At 69.8% G+C, this 19,478-nt stretch carries 20 protein-coding genes; 6 read left to right on the top strand and 14 right to left on the bottom strand.

What is annotated here, in order from left to right:
- The first annotated feature begins 102 nt into the window (after nt 1–102).
- The 4 genes from ACEXOR_RS03375 to ACEXOR_RS03360 all read left to right on the top strand — a co-directional run bounded on the left by ACEXOR_RS03375 (nt 103) and on the right by ACEXOR_RS03360 (nt 4,199).
- Nucleotides 103–1,395: a branched-chain amino acid ABC transporter permease gene (locus tag ACEXOR_RS03375; protein WP_426983545.1), complete on the top strand. Its 1,293-nt coding sequence runs from the start codon at nt 103–105 to the stop codon at nt 1,393–1,395.
- 14 nt (nt 1,396–1,409) lie between these two features.
- Entirely contained in the window at nt 1,410–2,387 is a 978-nt protein-coding gene (locus tag ACEXOR_RS03370; protein WP_374847971.1) for a branched-chain amino acid ABC transporter permease, read from the top strand.
- Nucleotides 2,388–2,478: 91 nt separating this feature from the next.
- The gene (locus ACEXOR_RS03365) at nt 2,479–3,378 is read left to right on the top strand and encodes an ABC transporter ATP-binding protein (protein ID WP_374848050.1); all 900 of its coding nucleotides are present in this window, start codon (nt 2,479–2,481) and stop codon (nt 3,376–3,378) included.
- Nucleotides 3,375–4,199: an ABC transporter ATP-binding protein gene (locus tag ACEXOR_RS03360; RefSeq protein WP_374847970.1), complete on the top strand. Its 825-nt coding sequence runs from the start codon at nt 3,375–3,377 to the stop codon at nt 4,197–4,199. The genes ACEXOR_RS03365 and ACEXOR_RS03360 overlap by 4 nt, the downstream gene beginning before the upstream one ends.
- Before the next feature lie 133 nt (nt 4,200–4,332).
- Here the strand turns inward: ACEXOR_RS03360 and ACEXOR_RS03355 are convergent, their stop codons facing one another.
- The 3 genes from ACEXOR_RS03355 to groES form a co-directional block, all read right to left on the bottom strand.
- A complete protein-coding gene (locus ACEXOR_RS03355; RefSeq protein WP_374847969.1) occupies nt 4,333–5,691 on the bottom strand; it encodes an ABC transporter substrate-binding protein in 1,359 nt (452 codons plus the stop codon).
- 210 nt (nt 5,692–5,901) lie between these two features.
- Nucleotides 5,902–6,843, bottom strand: coding sequence for an EamA family transporter RarD (gene rarD / locus ACEXOR_RS03350; protein WP_374847968.1), 942 nt, complete (start codon nt 6,841–6,843; stop codon nt 5,902–5,904).
- Nucleotides 6,844–6,975: 132 nt separating this feature from the next.
- Nucleotides 6,976–7,272 (bottom strand): co-chaperone GroES, encoded by a 297-nt coding sequence (gene groES / locus ACEXOR_RS03345; RefSeq protein WP_173183376.1) that lies wholly within the window; start codon nt 7,270–7,272, stop codon nt 6,976–6,978.
- Between the two features lie 139 nt (nt 7,273–7,411).
- Here groES and ACEXOR_RS03340 point away from each other — a divergent pair, with 139 nt between their 5' ends.
- Nucleotides 7,412–8,599 carry a THUMP-like domain-containing protein gene (locus tag ACEXOR_RS03340; protein ID WP_374847967.1) on the top strand — a complete coding sequence of 396 codons (1,188 nt, stop codon included), beginning with the start codon at nt 7,412–7,414 and terminating at the stop codon, nt 8,597–8,599.
- Between the two features lie 55 nt (nt 8,600–8,654).
- Here the strand turns inward: ACEXOR_RS03340 and ACEXOR_RS03335 are convergent, their stop codons facing one another.
- The 10 genes from ACEXOR_RS03335 to glmS form a co-directional block, all read right to left on the bottom strand.
- Nucleotides 8,655–9,185 (bottom strand): DUF4190 domain-containing protein, encoded by a 531-nt coding sequence (locus ACEXOR_RS03335; RefSeq protein WP_374847966.1) that lies wholly within the window; start codon nt 9,183–9,185, stop codon nt 8,655–8,657.
- Between the two features lie 116 nt (nt 9,186–9,301).
- Nucleotides 9,302–9,586: a DUF4190 domain-containing protein gene (locus ACEXOR_RS03330; protein ID WP_374847965.1), complete on the bottom strand. Its 285-nt coding sequence runs from the start codon at nt 9,584–9,586 to the stop codon at nt 9,302–9,304.
- 76 nt (nt 9,587–9,662) lie between these two features.
- Nucleotides 9,663–10,733, bottom strand: a complete 1,071-nt coding sequence (tsaD, locus tag ACEXOR_RS03325) for a tRNA (adenosine(37)-N6)-threonylcarbamoyltransferase complex transferase subunit TsaD (protein WP_374847964.1) — start codon at nt 10,731–10,733, stop codon at nt 9,663–9,665.
- Nucleotides 10,730–11,227 (bottom strand): ribosomal protein S18-alanine N-acetyltransferase, encoded by a 498-nt coding sequence (gene rimI / locus ACEXOR_RS03320; RefSeq protein WP_374847963.1) that lies wholly within the window; start codon nt 11,225–11,227, stop codon nt 10,730–10,732. The genes tsaD and rimI overlap by 4 nt, the downstream gene beginning before the upstream one ends.
- Nucleotides 11,224–11,835, bottom strand: a complete 612-nt coding sequence (gene tsaB, locus ACEXOR_RS03315) for a tRNA (adenosine(37)-N6)-threonylcarbamoyltransferase complex dimerization subunit type 1 TsaB (RefSeq protein ID WP_374847962.1) — start codon at nt 11,833–11,835, stop codon at nt 11,224–11,226. The genes rimI and tsaB overlap by 4 nt, the downstream gene beginning before the upstream one ends.
- A gap of 118 nt (nt 11,836–11,953) precedes the next feature.
- The gene (gene tsaE, locus ACEXOR_RS03310; protein ID WP_374848049.1) at nt 11,954–12,418 is read right to left on the bottom strand and encodes a tRNA (adenosine(37)-N6)-threonylcarbamoyltransferase complex ATPase subunit type 1 TsaE; all 465 of its coding nucleotides are present in this window, start codon (nt 12,416–12,418) and stop codon (nt 11,954–11,956) included.
- Between the two features lie 125 nt (nt 12,419–12,543).
- Entirely contained in the window at nt 12,544–13,719 is a 1,176-nt protein-coding gene (alr, locus tag ACEXOR_RS03305) for an alanine racemase (RefSeq protein WP_374847961.1), read from the bottom strand.
- Complete coding sequence (gene alr, locus ACEXOR_RS03300) at nt 13,716–14,828, bottom strand: alanine racemase (protein WP_374847960.1); 1,113 nt, start codon at nt 14,826–14,828, stop codon at nt 13,716–13,718. The genes alr (ACEXOR_RS03305) and alr (ACEXOR_RS03300) overlap by 4 nt, the downstream gene beginning before the upstream one ends.
- Nucleotides 14,825–15,184 carry a holo-ACP synthase gene (locus ACEXOR_RS03295; RefSeq protein ID WP_374847959.1) on the bottom strand — a complete coding sequence of 120 codons (360 nt, stop codon included), beginning with the start codon at nt 15,182–15,184 and terminating at the stop codon, nt 14,825–14,827. Before ACEXOR_RS03295 ends, alr (ACEXOR_RS03300) begins: the two co-directional genes overlap by 4 nt.
- Before the next feature lie 6 nt (nt 15,185–15,190).
- Nucleotides 15,191–17,038: a glutamine--fructose-6-phosphate transaminase (isomerizing) gene (glmS, locus tag ACEXOR_RS03290; RefSeq protein WP_374847958.1), complete on the bottom strand. Its 1,848-nt coding sequence runs from the start codon at nt 17,036–17,038 to the stop codon at nt 15,191–15,193.
- A gap of 108 nt (nt 17,039–17,146) precedes the next feature.
- On the opposite strand from glmS, the gene coaA reads away from it, so the two are divergent.
- The gene (gene coaA / locus ACEXOR_RS03285; RefSeq protein WP_374847957.1) at nt 17,147–18,097 is read left to right on the top strand and encodes a type I pantothenate kinase; all 951 of its coding nucleotides are present in this window, start codon (nt 17,147–17,149) and stop codon (nt 18,095–18,097) included.
- Nucleotides 18,098–18,106: 9 nt separating this feature from the next.
- On the opposite strand, the gene glmM is transcribed toward coaA, so the two are convergent.
- A complete protein-coding gene (glmM, locus tag ACEXOR_RS03280; RefSeq protein WP_374847956.1) occupies nt 18,107–19,471 on the bottom strand; it encodes a phosphoglucosamine mutase in 1,365 nt (454 codons plus the stop codon).
- Between the last annotated feature and the right edge of the window lie 7 nt (nt 19,472–19,478).

Below are 19,478 nucleotides of genomic sequence, written 5' to 3'. Positions count from 1 at the left end.
TAGACGCGGAGAATCCACCACTGCACATGGGGTTCTCCTTCAGGAGGTGCTGTCTTGATCGCAGGAATTCGTACCGGACACGGGATACGTCTGGCCACCATGCTGTTGGCGGTGGTATCCCTCTGTCTCGGCATCGTGCTGGGCTCCGGCGCCCTCTCGGCGTCGGCGGCGACCGCCCCGGCGCCCACACCCACACCCACGAGCGACTTCACGTCGACTCTGACCATCGGAGGCATCCTCCGCGACGGCGACAACCTCGTCTCCGGCGCCGAGATCACCGTGGCGGGCGAGGGCGGCTTCGAAGAAGTGGCCACCACCGACGACACCGGCCGCTGGTCGGTCGCCGTGCCGGAGAAGGGCGACTACACCGTCACCCTCGATCCCGACACGCTTCCCGACGGTGTGGAGCTGCGTGACGCCGACAAGGCCGAGGCGGTCGTGACCGCCGGCGAGTGGCAGACCAACACCATCACCCGGTCGTTCCCACTCGGTGCCGACACCCGCCAGACCACCGGGTTCTTCGAACAGTTCCTGCAGCGCCTCGCGGCCGGCCTGAACTTCGGCCTGCTGATCGCTCTCGCGGCCATCGGCATCACGCTCATCTTCGGCACGACCGGCTTGAACAACTTCGCCCACGGCGAGATGGTGACCTTCGGCGCCATCGTGGCCTGGGTGTTCGCAGTGCTGCTCGGCCTCAACATCTTCGTGGCCATGGCGATCGCCCTGGTTCTCGGCGGGGTGTTCGGCTATCTCAACGACTGGCTGCTCTGGAAGCCCTTGAGGCGCAAGGGCGTCAAGCTCGTGCAGGCCATGATCGTGTCGATCGGTCTCGCCATCGCGCTGCGTTACTTCTACCTGATGAACATCGGCGGCGACACGAAGACCATGAACGTCGGGCTCTCGGATGCGGTCGTGCTCGGCCCCGTGCGCATCACCACCGGCTCGCTTCTCAGCATGGTCATCTCGGTCGTGGTTCTGGTGCTGGTCGGCCTGTTCCTCACCCGCACCCGCATCGGCAAGGCGACCCGGGCGGTGTCCGACAACCCGTCGCTCGCGGCCGCATCCGGAATCGACGTCGACCGCATCATCCGCACGGTCTGGGTCATCGCCGGATCCCTCGCCGCCTTGGCCGGCGTGATGCTGGCGCTGTACCGCCAGGTCTCGTGGGACATGGGCTTCCAGGTGCTGCTGCTGATGTTCGCCGCGGTCACCCTCGGCGGGCTCGGTTCCGCCTACGGAGCCCTCGTGGGTTCCATCGTCGTCGGTCTGTTCGTCGAGCTCTCGACGCTCTTCATCCCGCCGGACCTCAAATACGCCGCCGCCCTGGTGGTGCTCATCGTCGTGCTGCTCGTGCGACCCCAGGGCATCCTCGGGCGCAAAGAACGAATCGGTTAAGGAAGGAGAGACTCATGGACTGGGGAAACATCTTCGGCAACGCCCTCGGCGAGCTGATCAGCCCGACGACCGCCGCTTACGCGCTGGCGGCCATCGGCCTGGGCATTCACTTCGGCTACACGGGCCTCCTGAACTTCGGTCAGGCAGCCTTCCTCCTGATCGGGGCCTACGGCTTCGCGATCCCGACCCTGGCCGGCGCCCCGTTGGTGGTGGCTGTGCTGTCGGCCATCCTCTGCTCGGTGATCTTCGCGTTCATCCTGGGCATACCGACGCTGCGACTGAGGGCCGACTATCTGGCCATCGTCACGATTGCGGCCGCAGAAGTCGTGCGCTTCGTGGTCACCACCACGGGGCTCACCGATGTCACCGGCGCGGCGAACGGCCTCTCGGGCTTCAAGGGCACCTTCGCGGCGATCAACCCGATCCCGCAGGGCACCTACGGCTTCGGCCCGTTCACCTACAACGAGTACGACTGGTGGGTTCGCATCGTCGGCTGGGTCATCGTGATCCTGGCCAGCGTGCTGGTGTTCCTGCTCATGCGCAGCCCCTGGGGCCGTGTGGTCAAGGGCATCCGTGAAGACGAGGATGCGGTGCGCAGCCTCGGCAAGAACGTCTACTCCTACAAGATGCAGGCTCTGGTGCTCGGTGGCGTGTTCGGTTCGGTGGCCGGAATCATCTTCATCCTGCCCCGGGCGGTGCAGCCGGCGAACTACACCACCGGCCTCACGTTCTTCATCTGGACGATCATGCTGCTCGGTGGCGCGGCCACCATCTTCGGCCCGATCATCGGTTCGATGATCTTCTGGGTCGTGCTCTCGCTCACGCAGGGCATCCTGTACGGCGCCATCGAGTCGGGCGCCCTCGGGTTCCTCACGACCACCCAGGCGGGCCAGGTTCGCTTCATCCTCGTGGGTGTCGCCCTGATGCTGCTCGTCATCTTCAGACCGCAAGGTATTTTCGGAAACAAGAAGGAGCTGTCCTTCAGTGTCTAACCTCCCCGAGACCGGCACCCCGGTCGTCTCCCCAGCCACCCACGAGCTCGTCAAGGGCGAGGTCGGCCCCGGATGCGCGAAGGTCGACCCCATCGTCATCGCCGACCATGTGACGCGTCAGTTCGGCGGCCTCAAGGCGGTCGACGTCGATCACCTCGAGATCCCGCGTGGCAAGATCACGGCGCTGATCGGCCCCAACGGAGCCGGCAAGACCACGATGTTCAACCTGCTCACCGGCTTCGACAAGCCCAACACCGGCACGTGGGAGTTCGACGGCAAGTCGCTCGCGGGCGTTCCGGCGTTCAAGGTGGCGCGGGCAGGCATGGTGCGCACCTTCCAGCTGACGAAGTCGCTCGGCCGGCTGTCGGTGCTGCAGAACATGCTGCTCGGCGCGACGGGCCAGAAGGGCGAGAAGCTCTTCGCCTCGCTCATCCGCCCCATCTGGCAGAAGCAGGAGGAGGAGAACACGGTCAAGGCCGATGAGCTGCTCGCCCGCTTCAAGCTCGACGCGAAGCGCGAGGACTACGCCGCCTCGCTCTCGGGCGGCCAGCGCAAGCTGCTGGAGATGGCGCGCGCACTGATGTCGAACCCGCAACTGATCATGCTCGACGAGCCGATGGCCGGGGTGAACCCGGCGCTGACGCAGTCGCTGCTCGGGCACATCAAGAACCTCAAGGCCGACGGCACCACGGTGCTCTTCGTCGAGCACGACATGCACATGGTCATGCACATCTCCGACTGGGTGGTGGTGATGGCCGAGGGCCGCGTGGTGGCCGAGGGGCCGCCCGAGTCCGTGATGAAAGACCCGGCCGTGATCGACGCCTACCTCGGCGCCCACCACGACACCGACCTGGGTGACCTGATGGAAGACGGCCCGAACCCGGTGATCGAGGCCGAGCGCAAGGCGCACGAGGCGCATCCCGAGGCCGCTGCGGCGGGTTACGGCGACGCGACCCCGCCCGCGACCGGAGCCGAGGAGACGAAGCGATGAGCGACCTGAACCCGAACGAGATCAACGAGGAGACCAACGAACTCGCGGCCGAGCGCGCCGCGGCACGTACCGCGGCCCCGACCGACCGCGGCGAGGCGGTGCTGCGCACCGAAGACCTCGTGGGCGGCTACCTGCCGGGCGTGAACATCCTGAACGGCTGCACGATCGAGGCCTTCCCGGGCGAGCTGATCGGCATCATCGGCCCGAACGGCGCCGGCAAGTCCACGGTGCTGAAGGCCATCTTCGGCCAGATCAAGATCCGTGGTGGCCGGGTGGTGCTGAAGGGCGAGGACATCACGGGCCTCAAAGCCAACAAGCTCGTCTCCAAGGGCGTCGGCATGGTGCCGCAGAACAACAACGTGTTCCCCAGCCTCACCATCGAGGAGAACCTCGAGATGGGTCTGTTCCAGAACCCGACGATCTTCTCGGAACGGTTCGACTTCGTCACCACGCTCTTCCCCGAGCTCGGCAAGCGCCGCAAGCAGCGCGCCGGCTCGCTCTCGGGTGGTGAACGCCAGATGGTGGCGATGGGCCGCGCACTGATGATGGAGCCCTCGGTGCTGCTGCTCGACGAGCCCTCGGCGGGCCTGTCGCCCGTGCGGCAGGACGAGACGTTCATGCGCGTGCACCAGATCAACCGCGCCGGCGTCTCCGTCATCATGGTGGAGCAGAACGCCCGCCGCTGCCTGCAGATCTGCGATCGCGCCTACGTGCTCGACCAGGGCCGGGACGCCTACACGGGCACCGGCCGTGAGCTCATGAAGGACCCGAAGGTCATCGAGCTCTACCTGGGCACCCTGGCCGCCGACCAGGGCCACTAGCCGCGCTTCTGAAAGGCCCGGATCCCTCAGGGGGTCCGGGCCTTTCGCATGCGCCCCGTCCGCCGGAGGCGGCGCAACGCAGAAGGCCCGGCACCCTCCGAGGAGGGGCCGGGCCTTGAGCGTGCGGTGGAGACTACTCCGCGAGCGAGCCGAACTCGACGTTCAGCGGCGCGTAGGTGTTGTCGGAACCGTACTGGTAGATACCGATGTACGCCTCGGTCGGGTCGCCGTTGTCATCGAACGTGATGGGTCCGGAGACTCCGTCGTAGTCGATGTCGGTGCCCGCAGCCAGCAGGTCGGCACACTCGGAGAAGCTGGTGCACTTGGTGCCACCCTCCGAGACGGCCTTCATGTTCGCCTGGATGACCGGACCGGTGGCGGAGCCGCCCGCGACAGCCGCGAGGGCCATCAGGTTGACTGCGTCGTACGACTCCGCGCCGTAGCTGAAGTCCTTCAGGTCGGGGTTCACACCGAGCAGCTTGGCCTTGAACGAGTCGTCAGCCAGAACGCCGGGCAGCGTGCCCTTGGCGCAGTTCAGCGTGCCCTTGTCGAAGTCGGCCGAGTAGTCGGCCAGGTTGCCGTCGACGAAGTACACCTTGCTGCCGTCGAAGCCCTTGGTGCCCACGAGCTCGGGGATGATGACCTTGGTCTGGTCGAAGGCGATCAGCGCGATGGCGTCGGGGTCTTCGGCCACGACGGCGTCGATCTGAGCGCTGAACTGGCTGTCACCCTCGTTGAAGGCCTCGGAGGCCACGATGGTTCCACCGGCGGCCTCGACCGACTTGGTGACGTTCTCGGTCAGGCCCGAGCCGTACGCGTCGTTGAGGTAGATGATGCCGATGTTCGTGGCGCCGTCGCCCACCATCAGGTTGCCGAGCACACGGCCCTGCAGCACGTCGGAGGGAGCGGTACGGAAGTAGTACCCGCCATCGGCGTAGGTGGAGAAGTCGGGCGAGGTGTTGGCCGGCGACACCTGGACGACCTGCGCACCGGTCACCTGGTCGATGAAGGTGAACGACACACCCGACGATGCAGCGCCGACGATGCCTGCGACGCCCTGGCTGAGCAGGTCGGTAGCCGACTGGGTGGCGATGTCGGTGGTGGTGTCACCCGAGTCGCGGTGGATGACCTCGGCGTTGCCGCCGAGGACGCCCGAGGCGGACGCGTTGATCTCGTCGATGGCGAGGTCGACACCGGCGATCTCGGGCGGGCCGAGGTAGGCGAGCGAACCGGTGGTCGGCAGGATCGAGCCGAGCTTCAGGGTCGTCGCGCGGGACTGCGCCGCTTCGGGCGCGGCCGGCGTGATGTCGGCTGCCGCGGTCGCTGCGTCGGGCCCGCAGAGGGCTGCCGCAGCGGTGGTCTCTCCGCCGTCGCTCGCAGGCGTCGATGCGCACGAGGCCAGCAGCAGTGCCGTGGCGCTGAACGCGGCGATGCCGGCAACGATCGAGAGGGGCTTCGAGCGCGAGGCCGTAGCCTTCGCAAATACGCTCATGGTGCTCCTTATGTGAATGTGTGCAGTTTCTCGGCAGACTCGAAGAATCGGCCGTGCATTCACGCTATGGCGTGGAGGACTCAGGAACAATACGCCCGTGTTACAGCCGTGTAACACGGGCCAATCGTTACCTCGCAGTGACCTGGGGAGCGCTCTCAGGCCCGATTTCCGGGTGCCTACGCCGACTCCAACTCGACAGGACGGCGACGATCACGCGCCGGGGCGCGCGGAACGGGCTCCTCGGGCCATGTCGACGATGAGCACGACGACCGCCACCCACACCACCGCGAAGCCCGCCCACCGCTCGGGCGGCATCGGCTCGTGCAGCACGAACACCCCGATGGCGAACTGCAGGATGGGCGCGACGAACTGGATGAAGCCCACGTAGGCCAGTGGCAGCCGTCGCGTGGCCGACGCGAACATCAGCAGCGGCACCGCCGTGGCCACACCGGCGAACAGCATCAATCCCGTGTGCAGTGGGCTCACCGTGCCGAACACGATGCCGCCGGGCAGCACCGAGATGACGACGAGCTGCACCACCGCCACCGGTGTGAGCCATGCGGTCTCCAGCGACAGCCCGCTCACGGCGTCGATGCGAGGCCCGACATGCTTCTTCACCAGGCCGTAGGTACCGAAGGAGCCGGCCAGGACGAGGGCGAGCCACGGCACCGTGCCGTGCCCGATGGCCAGCACCAGCACGGCGACGGCGCTGATGGCGATCGCGACCCACTGCAGCATCCGGAGTCGCTCGCGCAGCACGAGCACACTGAGCAGCACCGTGACGATCGGGTTGATGAAGTAGCCCAGCGACGTCTCGACGACCTGCCCGGAGAGCGTGCCGAGGATGTACGTCTGCCAGTTCACGTAGATGAGCACACCGGCGAGGCCCATCAGCAGCAGCAGTCGCGGTTGGCGGGCGATGGCGCCGAGCGCCCGCCACCCCCGGGTGACGGTGAGCAGCAGCGCGCAGAAGACGAGCGAGAACAGGATGCGCCAGGCCACGATCTCGAACGCCCCGGCCGGCTGCATCAGCAGGAAATAGAGCGGGAAGACCCCCCACAAGATATAGGCGCCGACCGCGTAGAGGATGCCAGAACGGAACCGCTCCGACGCGGAGCCGTGGGGCTGGGAGGGCGAGAGACGGTCGGGCACCGGAGCAGCCTACCGCCGCGGGCGGACCGCCTTGAGACGACGAAACCCCGGGCGGCCAGGCCACCCGGGGTTCACGCGCCGAGATTCAGCGCCGTAAGTCAGCGCGGAGGATTCGACGCCGAGAAGATCGCGTCAGCGAACGACCACGGCGAGCACGTCGCGGGCCGAGAGCACGAGCAGGTCTTCTCCGCCGTACTTCACCTCGGTTCCGCCGTACTTGGAGTAGATGACCTTGTCGCCGACGGCGACGTCGAGCGGGATGCGGTTGCCGTTGTCGTCGATGCGGCCGGGGCCCACCGCGACGACCTCGCCCTCCTGGGGCTTCTCCTTGGCGGTGTCAGGAATGACGAGACCGGAAGCAGTGGTCTGCTCAGCTTCGACCTGCTTGATGACGATGCGATCCTCGAGCGGCTTGATGGAGACCGACACGGTTGACCTCTTCTTTCTCAGTTACAAAACGTCTGGTTAGCACCCTCACGACGAGAGTGCTAAATCGAGTTTAGAGGCTTCGTTGGCACTCCCGCAACGCGAGTGCCAACAATGGCAGGGCGCTTGATAGCGTTGCCGGATGGATTCCGCCGAGCTCTCGCTGCTGCTGACCGCCGAGGGCCTTCGACTGGTCGACTCCCTGCCCGAGTACTCCGCCAAGAACGCCGTGCAGCAGGTGGCCGCCCTCCGGAAGGCGGGCCACTCCCCCGAGCTCGTGGCGGCCGCCCTCACCCAGTCACGCCTGCGCCAGAAGGCCCGCGGCAAGTTCGGCGCGTTCGCCGACCGGCTGCTGTACTCCCAGGCCGGGCTCGAGCAGGCCACCCGGCTGAAGGTCGCCGCGCTGCACGCCGGGCGCTTCCGCGACGCCGGCGCCACCCGCGTGGCCGACCTCGGCTGCGGCCTGGGCACCGATGCCCTCGCCATCGCGGCCCTCGGCATCCCCGTGGTGGCCGTGGAACGCGACGAGATCACGGCCGCCCTCGCCGCCTACAACCTCGCCTCGTTCCCCGATGCCGAGGTGGTGCACGCCGACGCCGAGACATTCTCCCTCGACGGCATCGACGCCGTCTACCTCGACCCGGCCCGCCGTACGGCCGGCACCGGCGAGACCTCCCGGCTCACCCGGCCCGACGACTACTCGCCCTCCATCGACTTCGCCTTCGGCCTCGCCGAGCGGCTGCCCGTGGGGGTCAAGCTCGGCCCCGGGTTCGACCGCGACCTCATCCCCGCCGCCGCCGAGGCCCAGTGGGTGTCGGTCGACGGACAGCTGGTCGAGATGGGGCTGTGGTCGCGCGAACTGGCCCGCCCCGGTATCCGGCGTTCGGCTCTGGTGGTGGGCCCGAACGGTTCGGCCGAGCTCACGGCGGTGGGCGACAGCCCCGACGCCGAGGTGCGCGAGCTCGGCGAGTACGTGTACGAACCGGATGGCGCGGTCATCCGCGCCCGGCTGATCGGTGCCCTCGCGGCCCGCCTCGACACCGGCATGCTCTCGGCCGGCATCGCCTACCTCACCGGCGACAGCCTCGTCGAGTCGCCGTTCGCGTCGGCGTTCCGGGTGCGGGAGCGGCTCCCGGCGAGCGAGACCGCGCTGAAGCGAGCGCTGCGGGAGCGGCGCATCGGCACGCTCGAGATCAAGAAGCGCGGCGCCGACGTCGACCCGGCCGCGCTGCGCACCCGGCTGGCACTGAAAGGCAGCGAGGCCGCCACCCTCATCCTCACCCGGGTCGGCGGGGCGCACGAGGCGCTCCTGGTCGACCGGGTGGGCTGAGGCCGGCGGCCTCGCCCGGCGGGCACGAACCGGAACGACTCGTGCCCCCTGGCGGCTAGTACGTGCTGTACGACCCGTACGCGGCGGTGCCGGCGAACGCGATGGCCAGCACGATGAACACCACGTAGGCGATGATGCCGAGCACCCAGAGCCCGGTGAACACGTACGACAGGATGAGGCCCGCCTTCGCCAGCCCCCGGCCCGACTCACCGGTGCGGTCGATCTGCTTCAGCGATATGTGGCCCGTGACGATGCCGGCCACCGAGAACACGAACGCCAGGATGATCGTGATGATGGCCAGGGTGTTCATGGGCGGGGCGACCGGGCCTTGGTAGCCGCCGTAGTAAGGCTGCTGCTGCGGCTGCTGGTAACCCTGCTGGGGCTGCTGGCCGTAGCCGGGAGCCGGCGGCTGCGACGGGTAGCCCGCGGGCGGCTGGTTCTGCGTGTAGCCGGGCGCGGGGGGCGGCGGCGCGGACTGGTACCCGCCGACCGGAGACTGCGGCTGGCCCGCGGCCGGCGGAGTGACGGGCGGAACGCTCGGCTCGCCTGAGCCCTTGTCGAGGTTGAGGTTGTTGGTGTCGCTCACGGACTGACCCTTTCGTGTCGATGGCAGGGCCCGATCGGAGCTGCCAGATCTTGTGCAAACAAGCCTTGTAACAACAGAGTAGGCGCAGCCGGCCCGATGCCGACTGCGCCGGAGCCTCAGTAGGTGGTGACGGTGCCCTGCCCTGCCGCGACGGCGAAGATGACGATGAAGAGCACGATGTACAGCACGATGCTGACCGCGCCGATGATGACGCCGGCGAGCGCCAGGCCGCGGCCCTTCTCCCCCGTCTTCTTGATCTGGTTGAGCGCGATGGCACCCAGCACGATCGCGATCACGTTGAACGAGAGCAGCGAGATCACGAAGGCGACGATGGCCAGCACGTTGTACTTCTGCTCGACGGGGGCGGCCGAATAGGCGGGGGTGGGGTTGTAGTTCGTCATGGGTCTCCGATGTGCGGATTGACAGTATCGGCACCCATCGTGGCGTGGCTCTGAGTATCTGTCAACGTCGAGCTCGTCAGATGACGCGACCCGGCAGCTCCCCGACCTGGATCTCCGTGACCGGAAGGGTGGAGTCGGCCCCGAACGAGAGATCGCTCGGCCGATGACCGGAGGCCACCAGCTGGGCGCCGAGAGCCGCGATCATCGCGCCGTTGTCGGTGCACAGCGACAACGGCGGGATGCGCAGGGTCACGCCCTGCGTCGCCGCCCGCTCGGCGGCCGCCTCCCGCACCCGCGCGTTCGCCACCACGCCGCCTCCGAGCAGCAGCCGCGGCACCCCGAGCTCGGCGCAGGCGCGGAACGCTTTCGTCAGCAGCACGTCGACCACTGCCTCCCGGAAGCTCGCCGCCACGTCGGCAACCGGCACCTCCTCGCCGGCATCCGTCGTCTTCTCCACCCAGCGGGCGACCGCCGTCTTCAGTCCCGAGAACGAGAAGTCGTACCGGTGCTTCTCGAGGTCTTTCGGCAGCATCAACCCGCGCGGGAACCGGATGGCCGCGGGGTCGCCGCCCACTGCGGCCCGGTCGATCTGCGGGCCTCCCGGGTAGGGCAGTCCCAGGATGCGCGCGACCTTGTCGAAGGCCTCGCCCGCAGCGTCGTCGATGGTCTCGCCGAGCAGTTCCACGTCTCCGGTGAGGTCGCGCACGAGCAGGAGCGAGGTGTGCCCACCGGAGACGAGCAGCGCGATCGTGGGGAATTCGAGCGGTTCGTCGGTCAGCACGTCGGCGCCCACGTGCCCCACCAGGTGGTTCACCGCGTAGAGCGGCCTGCCGGTGGCCACGGCGAGCGCCTTTGCGGCACCGACTCCCACCATCAGCGCGCCCGAGAGGCCGGGGCCGCTCGTCACGGCGATGGCGTCGATCTCGTCGAGCCCGAGTCCGGCCTCGGCGAGCGCCGCCTGAAGCGTGGGGTTCATCGCCTCGAGGTGCGCGCGCGCCGCCACCTCGGGCACCACTCCGCCGTAGCGGGCGTGCTCGTCCATCGACGAGGCGATCACGTTGGCCAGCAACGTGGAACCGCGCACGATGCCCACGCCCGTCTCGTCGCAGGACGTCTCGATGCCGAGCACCACGGGTTCGCGCGTCACGACGGCCTCCTCGCGGGCATCGCCCGCATCACCACGGCGTCGACGCCGTCGGGCTGGTAGTAGTTCGGTCGCACGGCCAGGTCTTCGAAGCCGAGCGAGAGGTAGAGGGAGTGGGCGACGGGGTTGTCGGCCCGCACCTCCAAGAAGATCTGGCGGGCGTCGCGACGCACCGCCTCCGCCATCAGGGCGGCCATCAGAGCCCGGCCGAGGCCCTTGCCCCGGTCGGCCGGGCTCACGGCGATGGTCTGGATGTCGCCGTCACCGGAACCCGGCGGGCAGAGCAGGCCCGCGTAGCCGGCCACCGCATCCGGACTCTCGTCGGCCACGGCCACCAGGTAGAAGCAGTTCGGGTTGCCGAGCTCGCTCGCCATCGATTCCTGCGACCAGGCATCGGTGGTGAACGACGACCGCTCGAGCGCCATGACGGCGTCGAGGTCGGTGGCGACGGCCCGGCGGAGGCGGTAACCGGGAGCGGCGCTGCCGATGTCGCTCATCGGGTCACCCGCTTGCGGGCTCCCGGCACGGTCACGTCGGGCGAGCGCAGGTACAGCGGCTCGGTGTACTCCACGGCCGTTCCCTGCGCCCGGTGCAGCAGAGCAGCCCGCCCCAGCGCACCGGCCGACACCTGTGTGGCGTCGACGCGCTCGAACTCGGGGTAGGGCAGCTCGTCGGGCTTGCAGAGCCCGGGGCCGTCGAGGCGGGCCGGGCCGAGCTCACCGAGGTCGTAGGCCGACCAGTACACCTCCCGGCGACGCGCGTCGGTCACCACGAGCAGGGCACCGCGCGTTCCGGCCGACCACTCCTCGAGCGCCACGGCGTCGTGGCTCACCGCGGGGGTGAGCGGCCGGCCGATGCCGAAGGCGAAGGCCCGTGCCGCGGCGATGCCCACGCGCAGGCCCGTGAAGGGCCCGGGGCCCATGCCGGCCACCACCTCGTCGAGCTCGGCCGGGGCGACCCCGGCATCGGCCAGCACACCGCTGATCAGGTCGCCGATCACCTCGGCGTGCCGCATCGTGTCCTCCGTCGACCGCTCGGCGAGCACGAGGTCGCCGCGCACCACGGCGACCGAGGTTCCGGCGGAGGTGTCGATGGCGAGAAGCACCTGACGAGCCTAACGCCCGTGGCGCATCGACCGGCGGGCGACGGATGCGCGCCGCCGGCACGGTGGCCGGCTCAGCTCCGGCGACCCCGGCCCTCGCCGCGTCACCGGGCCGCCCGGCTCAGCTCCAGCGAGGCCCCACTCCCGTCAACCGCACCTGGCGCGGCTCGATCGGCTCCGCGCCCTCCTCGGCCTCCGTGGGCTCGCCGGCACCACCGTCGCCGGGCTCCCCCGCCCCGTGCGGCCGGTCGATGGTGATCGACAGCCACGACTCCGCGAGCGCCTCGATCATCCCGGCGCCCCACTCCACCACCACCACCGAGCGCGCGAAGTCGATGTCGAGGTCGTCGAGCTCCAGCGCGCTGCCGAGGCGGTACGCGTCGACGTGCACGAGCGGCGGGCCGCCCACGAGCGACGGATGCGTGCGTGCCAGCACGAACGTGGGGCTCGTCACGGGCCCCCGCACGCCGAGCCCTTCGCCGAGACCGCGCGTGAACGTGGTCTTGCCCGCCCCGAGGTCTCCCGTGAGCAGCACCACGTCACCCGCGGCGAGCCGGCCGCCGACGGTCATGCCGAACGCGTGCATCCGCTCGGGGTCGTCGATCGCGAGCTCGATCGCCCCTGCCTGCACCTCGGCGCCGAGCGACCCGGCGAGGGCGGTGAGGCGGTCCGCCACGGCATCCGGCGACGACCCGACGCCCGCTTCCGCGCTCACGCCCCGCCTCCTTGCCGGTCACCCTCCAGATAGACGCGCTGCACCCGTGCGCCCACCCGGGCCACGATCTCGTCGCCGATGGTGTCGGCGAACCCGGCCCACTCCTCGGCCGTCGGCTCGCCGCGATCGCCCTCGCCGAACACCACCACCTCGTCGCCCGGGGCGACCTCGTCGTCGCCCACGTCGATCACGAACTGGTCCATCGCGATGCGCCCGGCGATCGGATAGCGGCGGCCGTTCACCCACACCGAGGCGCGGCCCCCGGCGATGCGCGGGATGCCGTCGGCGTAGCCGAGCGGAACCAGGGCCAGGGTCGACTCGCCGCCCGTGCGGTAGGTGAGCCCGTACGACACCCCGTGCTCGGCGGGCACGCGCTTGGTCGAGACGACCGGCGCGGTGAGCGTCATCACCGGACGGAGGCCGAGGTCGCGCGCGCTCTGGTCGTCGAAGGGCGAGATGCCGTAGGCGGCGATGCCGAAGCGCACGATGTCCAGCCGCGCCTCCGGCTCACGGATGCCCGCGGAGCTGGCCGCGAGATGCAGCCGCTCGAAGCGCGCGCCGAGTTCTTCGGCCACGGCCACGGCACGGTGCAGCCGGGCGAGAGCGGCGGCGTCGTCGGCGGCCGAGGCGTCGGCGAGGTGCGACCACGCGGCGTGCAACCGAACGGCGCCCGCCTCGTGGTGCGCCAGCGCCGAGCGCACCAGGTCGGGCCAGTCGGCCTCGGTGGCACCGTTCCGGCTCAGGCCGGTATCGATCTTGAGGTGCACCCGCGGCGCGTTCGACGCCCCGGCCGCGGCGATCGCGTCCAGCTGCCAGACTGCCGAGATGCCGAGGTCGATGTCGGCCTCGGCGGCCTCGCCGAACCGGGCGTCGGGGTCGTGCATCCAGGCAAAGATCGGAGCGGTGATGCCCGCCTCGCGCAGCACCAGGGCGGCCGGGATGTCGAGCACGGCGAGCGAGGTCGCCCCCGACTCGAGTGCGGCGCGGGCGAGCGGCACCATGCCGTGGCCGTAGGCGTCCGCCTTCACCGCGAGCATCGTCTCGGCGGGCCGCGCGAGCTCGGAGAGCGTGCGCACATTGTGCCGGAAGGCGTCGAGATCGATCAGCGCGCGCCGCAGTGGAGCAGCCTCCCGGCGCCCGGCGCCGCTCACGCCCTCCACGTCGTCGCTCATGACTCCACCCGCTGCACCCGGCGGCCCAGCCGCGTCACGATCTCGTAGTTGATGGTCGAGGCGGCCTCGGCCCAGTCGTCGGCGCCCGGGTACCCTGCGGCCGGGTCGCCGAACAGCACCACGCGGTCACCCACGGCCGCCTCGTGGTCTCCCAGGTCGACCACGAACTGGTCCATCGCCACCCGCCCCACGATGCGGTGCACCTGGCCGTCGATCCACACGTTCCCCCGGTTGGACACATGCCGCGGGATGCCGTCGGCGTACCCCAGCGGAACCAGTCCCAACCACGAGTCGGAGCCGGGCCGGTAGGTGTAGCCGTACGACACCCCTGTTCCGGCCGCCACCCGCTTCACCGAGATGAGTCGCGTCTCCACGCGCATCGCGGGCACGAGCCCGAGGTCGGATGAGGCCCGGTCGTCGTAGGGCGAGAGTCCGTAGAGCCCGATGCCCAGCCGCACCAGGTCGAGCCGGGTCTCCGGCAGCCGCAGGGCGCCCGCGGTCGACGCGAGGTGCCGCAGCGACGGCGAGAGGCCGGCGTCTCGCGCCAGGCCGGTCGCCTCCTCGAAGGCGGTCAGCTGGGCGCGGTCGTCGTCGTCGGACGCGTTCGAGAGGTGACTGAAGAGGCCCTCCACCACGACGGCACCGGAGTCCTCGGCCCGCTTCGCGGTGGCGAAGAACTCCGCCCAGTCGGCGCGTCCGGCACCGTTCCGGCCGAGGCCGGTGTCGATCTTGAGGTGCAGTCGCGCCGGCACACGCCGGCTGCCGGCCTCGGCCGCCCGCTCGAGCTGCCGGAGGGTGCTGACCCCGAGGGTCACGTCGGCGGCCACCGCCTCGCCGAAGTCGGGATCGGGCGCATGCAACCAGGCGAGCACCGGGGCGGTGATGCCGGCATCCCGCAGCGTCAGGGCTTCGTCGACGTCGGCGACGCCGAGCCAGCTCGCGCAGCCCTCGAGCGCGGCCCGGGCTGTGCGTTCCGCTCCGTGACCGTAGCCGTCGGCCTTCACCACGGCCATCACGGCGGCCGGGGCGACCCGCTCGATCACGGCGGCGGCGTTGCGGCGCAGCGCATCCGTGTCGATGTGCGCCCGGCGGAGCGCGGGCGCGGTCATGCCCCGCTGCTCTCGGCCACCACGAAGGCGATGGCATTGCCGCCGTCGTGGGTCATGCTCAGGTGCAGCCGCTCGGCGCCGATCTCGGCGAGGGCCGAGGCCACGCCGCCCGCCACCTCGAGCGACGGGTTTCGGTCGTCGTTCGAGACGACCTCCATGTCGTGCCAGCGGAAGGCGGTCGAGTGCCCCACGGCCTTGATCAGGGCCTCCTTCGCGGCGAACCGCGCCGCGAGCGAACGAACCGGCAGGTCGCGCTCGCCCGGCGTGAACAACCGGTCGCGAAGGCGCGGGGTCTTCACCAGCGCGCGCTCGAACCGGGCGACGTCGACCAGATCGACTCCGACTCCGACGATCACCGCGGCCTACTCGACCGTGACCGACTTGGCGAGGTTGCGCGGCTGGTCGACGTCGAGCCCCTTCGCCGTGGCCAACTCCATCGCGAACAGCTGCAGCGGGATGACCGTGAGCAGCGGCTCGAACAGGGGGGCGGCGAGGGGGATGCGGATGACCTCGTCGGCGAACGGCAGCACGGCCACGTCGCCTTCCTCGGCGATGGCCAGGATGCGGGCGCCACGCGCCCGGATCTCCTGGATGTTCGACACGACCTTCGCGTGCAGCGAGTTCGGGTCGCGCGGGCTCGGCACGATCACGAACACGGGCTGGCCCGGCTCGATCAGGGCGATCGGCCCGTGCTTGAGCTCGCCCGCGGCGAAGCCCTCGGCGTGGATGTAGGCGAGCTCCTTGAGCTTCAAGGCGCCCTCGAGCGCGATGGGGTAGCCCACGTGGCGGCCGAGGAAGAGAACGGCCCGGCTGTCCGACATCCACTTGGCGAGCTGGGTGATCTCCTCGCCGTTGGTGAGCACCTGGGCGATCTTGTCGGGGATGCTCTGCAGCTCGGCGAGCTGGTTCGCCGCGGTCTCCGGGTCGAGCGCACCGCGCACGCGGGCCAGGTGCAGGCCGAACAGGTACAGCGCGGTGATCTGGGCCACGAAGGCCTTGGTCGACGCGACGGCCACCTCGGGGCCGGCGTGCGTGTAGACCACGGCATCCGATTCGCGGGCGATGGTGGCGCCCTGGGTGTTGCAGATCGAGAGGGTGCGGGCGCCATTGGCGATGGCGTACTTCACGGCCATCAGCGTGTCCATGGTCTCGCCCGACTGGCTGATCGACACCACCAGCGTGCGCTCGTTGAGCACGGGCTCGCGGTAGCGGAACTCGTGCGACAGCTCGACCTCCACGGGCACGCGGGCCCACTTCTCGATGGCGTACTTGCCCACGAGGCCGGAGTAGCTGGCCGTTCCGCAGGCGATCACGATCACGCGGTCGATGCCGGCGAGCATCTCGTCGAGACCCTCGAGCTCCGGCAGCACGACGGCGCCGTCGACCACGCGGCCGAGGATGGTGTTGGCCACCGCTTCGGGCTCCTCGCTGATCTCCTTCGCCATGAAGCTCGACCAGCCGCCCTTCTCCGCGGCCGAGGCGTCCCACGACACCTCGAACTCCTGGGTCTCCACGGGCTCACCGTCGAAGTCGGTGACGGTCACCTCGTCGGGAGTGATCACCACGATCTGGTCCTGCCCGATGGCGAGCGCACGGTGGGTGTGCTCCACGAAGGCGGCCACGTCGCTGCCGAGGAAGTTCTCGCCGTCGCCCAGGCCGATCACGAGCGGCGAGTTGCGGCGCGCACCGACCACCACGTTCGGCTCGTCCTGGTGCACGGCGAGCAGGGTGAACGCTCCCTCGAGGCGCGACACGACCCGGCCGAGCGCGGCGGCGAGGCCGTCTCCCACCTCGTACTCGGCACCGAGCATCTTGGCGGCCACCTCGGTGTCGGTCTCGCTCTCGAACTCGAAGCCGTCGTCGAGCAGCTCCTGCTTGAGCCCGGCGAAGTTCTCGATGATGCCGTTGTGGATCAGCGCGATCCGGCCGTCGGCCGAGAGATGCGGATGGGCGTTCACGTCGGTGGGGCCGCCGTGCGTCGCCCAGCGCGTGTGCCCGATGCCGGTCTGGCCGTCGGCGATCGGGTTCGCCTCGAGGTCGCCGGCGAGAACCGCCAGCTTGCCCGCGCGCTTGCGGGTGGACAGCGTGCCGTCGGCACCGATCACGGCCACTCCGGCGGAGTCGTAACCGCGGTACTCCAGCCGGCGCAGCCCGCCGAGGAGCACCTCGATGCTGCTGTTGCTGCCGACATAACCCACGATTCCACACATGGTCCCGAGTTTAGCCGAGGGTTCCTGGCACCCGGCAGGAGGCCGGACCGGCCGGGTCCGTGGCGTCCGGTGCCGGCCGCATCCGTCGATCGGGCAGAATAGGGCCCTATGCCCGATTCCGCAGCGTCATCCGGAAGCGCGCAGTTCAGCCCCTTCGTCGAGTTCGACCGGGCGCACTGGGCGGCCCTCGCACCGACGACCCCGCTCCCCCTGCTCGAGACCGAGATCGTGCAGCTGCGCGGTCTCGGCAACCCCCTCGATCTCCGTGAGGTCACCGAGGTCTACCTGCCGCTGGCCCGGCTGATCAACCTCTATGCGGCCAGCGCGAAGCAGCTCCACCGCTCCACCACCGACTTCCTCGGCGAGACCGCGAAGTCGACCCCGTTCGTGATCGGCGTGGCCGGGTCGGTCGCCGTGGGCAAGTCGACCACCGCCAGGCTGCTGCGCGAGCTTTTGGCCCGCTGGTCGGACACCCCCCGGGTCGAGCTCGTCACCACCGATGGCTTCCTCCTGCCCAACCGCGAGCTCGAGCGGCGCGGCCTGATGTCGCGCAAGGGATTTCCCGAGTCGTACGACCGGCGCGCCCTGCTGCGCTTCGTCACCGCGGTGAAGAGCGGCAATCCCGAGGTGCGGGCGCCGTTCTACTCCCACCTCAGCTACGACATCGTGCCCGAAGCCCAGATCGTCGTGCGGCAGCCCGACATCCTGATCGTGGAGGGCTTGAACGTGCTGCAGCCGCCCGCGAGCAACCGGCTGGCGGTGAGCGACCTGTTCGACTTCTCGGTGTACGTGGATGCGCGCACCACTGACATCGCGAGCTGGTACGAGAGCCGCTTCCTCGACCTGCAGCGCGGCGCGTTCACGAACCCGAAGTCGTACTTCCACCGCTACGCGAGCCTGTCGGAGGGCGAGGCCCGCGAGACGGCGCGCACCATCTGGAAGTCGATCAACCTGCCGAACCTGATGGAGAACGTGCGGCCCACCCGGTCGCGCGCCACCCTCGTGCTGCGGAAGGACGCCGACCACACGGTCAGCAAGGTGCTGCTCCGCAAGCTGTAGAGCGCCCCGTCAGATGCGGCGCTCGACCCCGGTCGACAGGCGCTGACGCACCACTTCGGCGAGCGACTCGGCGATCCGGTCGGCGGTGGCCTGGTCTCCGGCCTCCACCATCACGCGCACGAGCGGCTCGGTGCCCGAGGGGCGCAGCAGCACCCGCCCGGTCTCGCCGAGGTCGGCCTCGGCCTCGGCGACAGCGGTGGCCAGCACGGAATCGGTGGCCACGCCGTCGCGGTCGACGCCGCGCACGTTCACCAGCGTCTGCGGGTACACCTTCATCACGCTCGCGAGCTGGGCGAGGGTCTGCCCGGTGGCCGCCATGCGGCTGAGCAGCTGCAGACCGGTGAGGATGCCGTCTCCCGTCGTGGCGTGGTCGGCGAAGATGATGTGCCCTGACTGCTCTCCGCCGAGGCTGAGGTTGCGGTCGTTGATGGCCTCGAGCACGTAGCGGTCGCCCACCTTGGTCTCGAGCATGGAGATGCCGTGCTTGGCCATCGCCACCTTGAGGCCGAGATTCGACATCACCGTGGCCACGAGGGTGTTCTCGCGTAGTTCTCCTCGGTCGGCCTGGGCGAGGGCGAGGATGGCCATGATCTGGTCGCCGTCGATGATGTTGCCGTCGGCGTCGACGGCGAGACAGCGGTCGGCATCGCCGTCGTGGGCGATGCCGGCGTCGGCTCCCGCGGCCACGACGGCCTCGGCGAGCTGCTCCAGGTGGGTCGACCCGACGCCGTCGTTGATGTTCATGCCGTCGGGGTCGTTGCCGATCACGGTGATGCGGGCGCCCGCCTGGTTGAACGCCTCCGGCGACACCCCGGCAGCCGCACCGTGGGCGCAGTCGAGCACCACGTGCAGCCCGTCGAGACGGTGCGGCAGCGTGGTGAGCAGATGCACCACGTAGCGGTCTTCGGCGTCGGCGAAGCGCTTGATGCGCCCGATGTCGGCACCGAGCGGCGTGAGCTGCGGATGCTCCAGCGCCGCCTCGATGGCGATCTCGACGTCGTCGGGGAGCTTCTTGCCACCCGCGGCGAAGAACTTGATGCCGTTGTCGGGCGCCGGATTGTGCGACGCCGAGATCACGACGCCGAAGTCCGCGCCGATGTCGGCGATCAGAAAAGCAGCAGCGGGAGTCGGCAGCACTCCGGCGTCGAGAACGTCGACGCCGGAGCTGGCGAAACCGGCTGAGACAGCCGCTGCGATGAAGTCACCTGACTGACGGGGGTCGCGGGCGACCACGGCAACCGGTCGTCGACCGGCGGCCCGGGCCGCGGAACCAAGAACGCGGGCGCCCGCCTGCGCGATGCGCAGGGCGAGGTCGGCCGTGACGTCTTGGTTCGCGAGCCCACGCACCCCATCGGTGCCGAAAAGGCGAGCCATAGGCTAA

This window comes from Herbiconiux liangxiaofengii (assembly GCF_041927335.1).
GTDB classification, from domain to species: domain Bacteria; phylum Actinomycetota; class Actinomycetes; order Actinomycetales; family Microbacteriaceae; genus Herbiconiux; species Herbiconiux liangxiaofengii.
Note: the sequence above shows the minus strand (reverse complement) of the source record. Positions and strands in the feature narration are given on the sequence as shown.

Coding starts and splice junctions, on each gene's coding strand:
- ACEXOR_RS03370 (WP_374847971.1), top strand. CDS start 1,410: ATGGACTGGGGAAACATCTTCGGCAACGCCCTCGGCGAGCTGATCAGC.
- ACEXOR_RS03360 (WP_374847970.1), top strand. CDS start 3,375: ATGAGCGACCTGAACCCGAACGAGATCAACGAGGAGACCAACGAACTC.
- ACEXOR_RS03355 (WP_374847969.1), bottom strand. CDS start 5,691: ATGAGCGTATTTGCGAAGGCTACGGCCTCGCGCTCGAAGCCCCTCTCG.
- ACEXOR_RS03340 (WP_374847967.1), top strand. CDS start 7,412: ATGGATTCCGCCGAGCTCTCGCTGCTGCTGACCGCCGAGGGCCTTCGA.
- ACEXOR_RS03330 (WP_374847965.1), bottom strand. CDS start 9,586: ATGACGAACTACAACCCCACCCCCGCCTATTCGGCCGCCCCCGTCGAG.
- rimI (WP_374847963.1), bottom strand. CDS start 11,227: ATGAGCGACATCGGCAGCGCCGCTCCCGGTTACCGCCTCCGCCGGGCC.
- tsaE (WP_374848049.1), bottom strand. CDS start 12,418: ATGCACGCGTTCGGCATGACCGTCGGCGGCCGGCTCGCCGCGGGTGAC.
- alr (WP_374847961.1), bottom strand. CDS start 13,719: ATGAGCGACGACGTGGAGGGCGTGAGCGGCGCCGGGCGCCGGGAGGCT.
- alr (WP_374847960.1), bottom strand. CDS start 14,828: ATGACCGCGCCCGCGCTCCGCCGGGCGCACATCGACACGGATGCGCTG.
- glmS (WP_374847958.1), bottom strand. CDS start 17,038: ATGTGTGGAATCGTGGGTTATGTCGGCAGCAACAGCAGCATCGAGGTG.
- coaA (WP_374847957.1), top strand. CDS start 17,147: ATGCCCGATTCCGCAGCGTCATCCGGAAGCGCGCAGTTCAGCCCCTTC.
- glmM (WP_374847956.1), bottom strand. CDS start 19,471: ATGGCTCGCCTTTTCGGCACCGATGGGGTGCGTGGGCTCGCGAACCAA.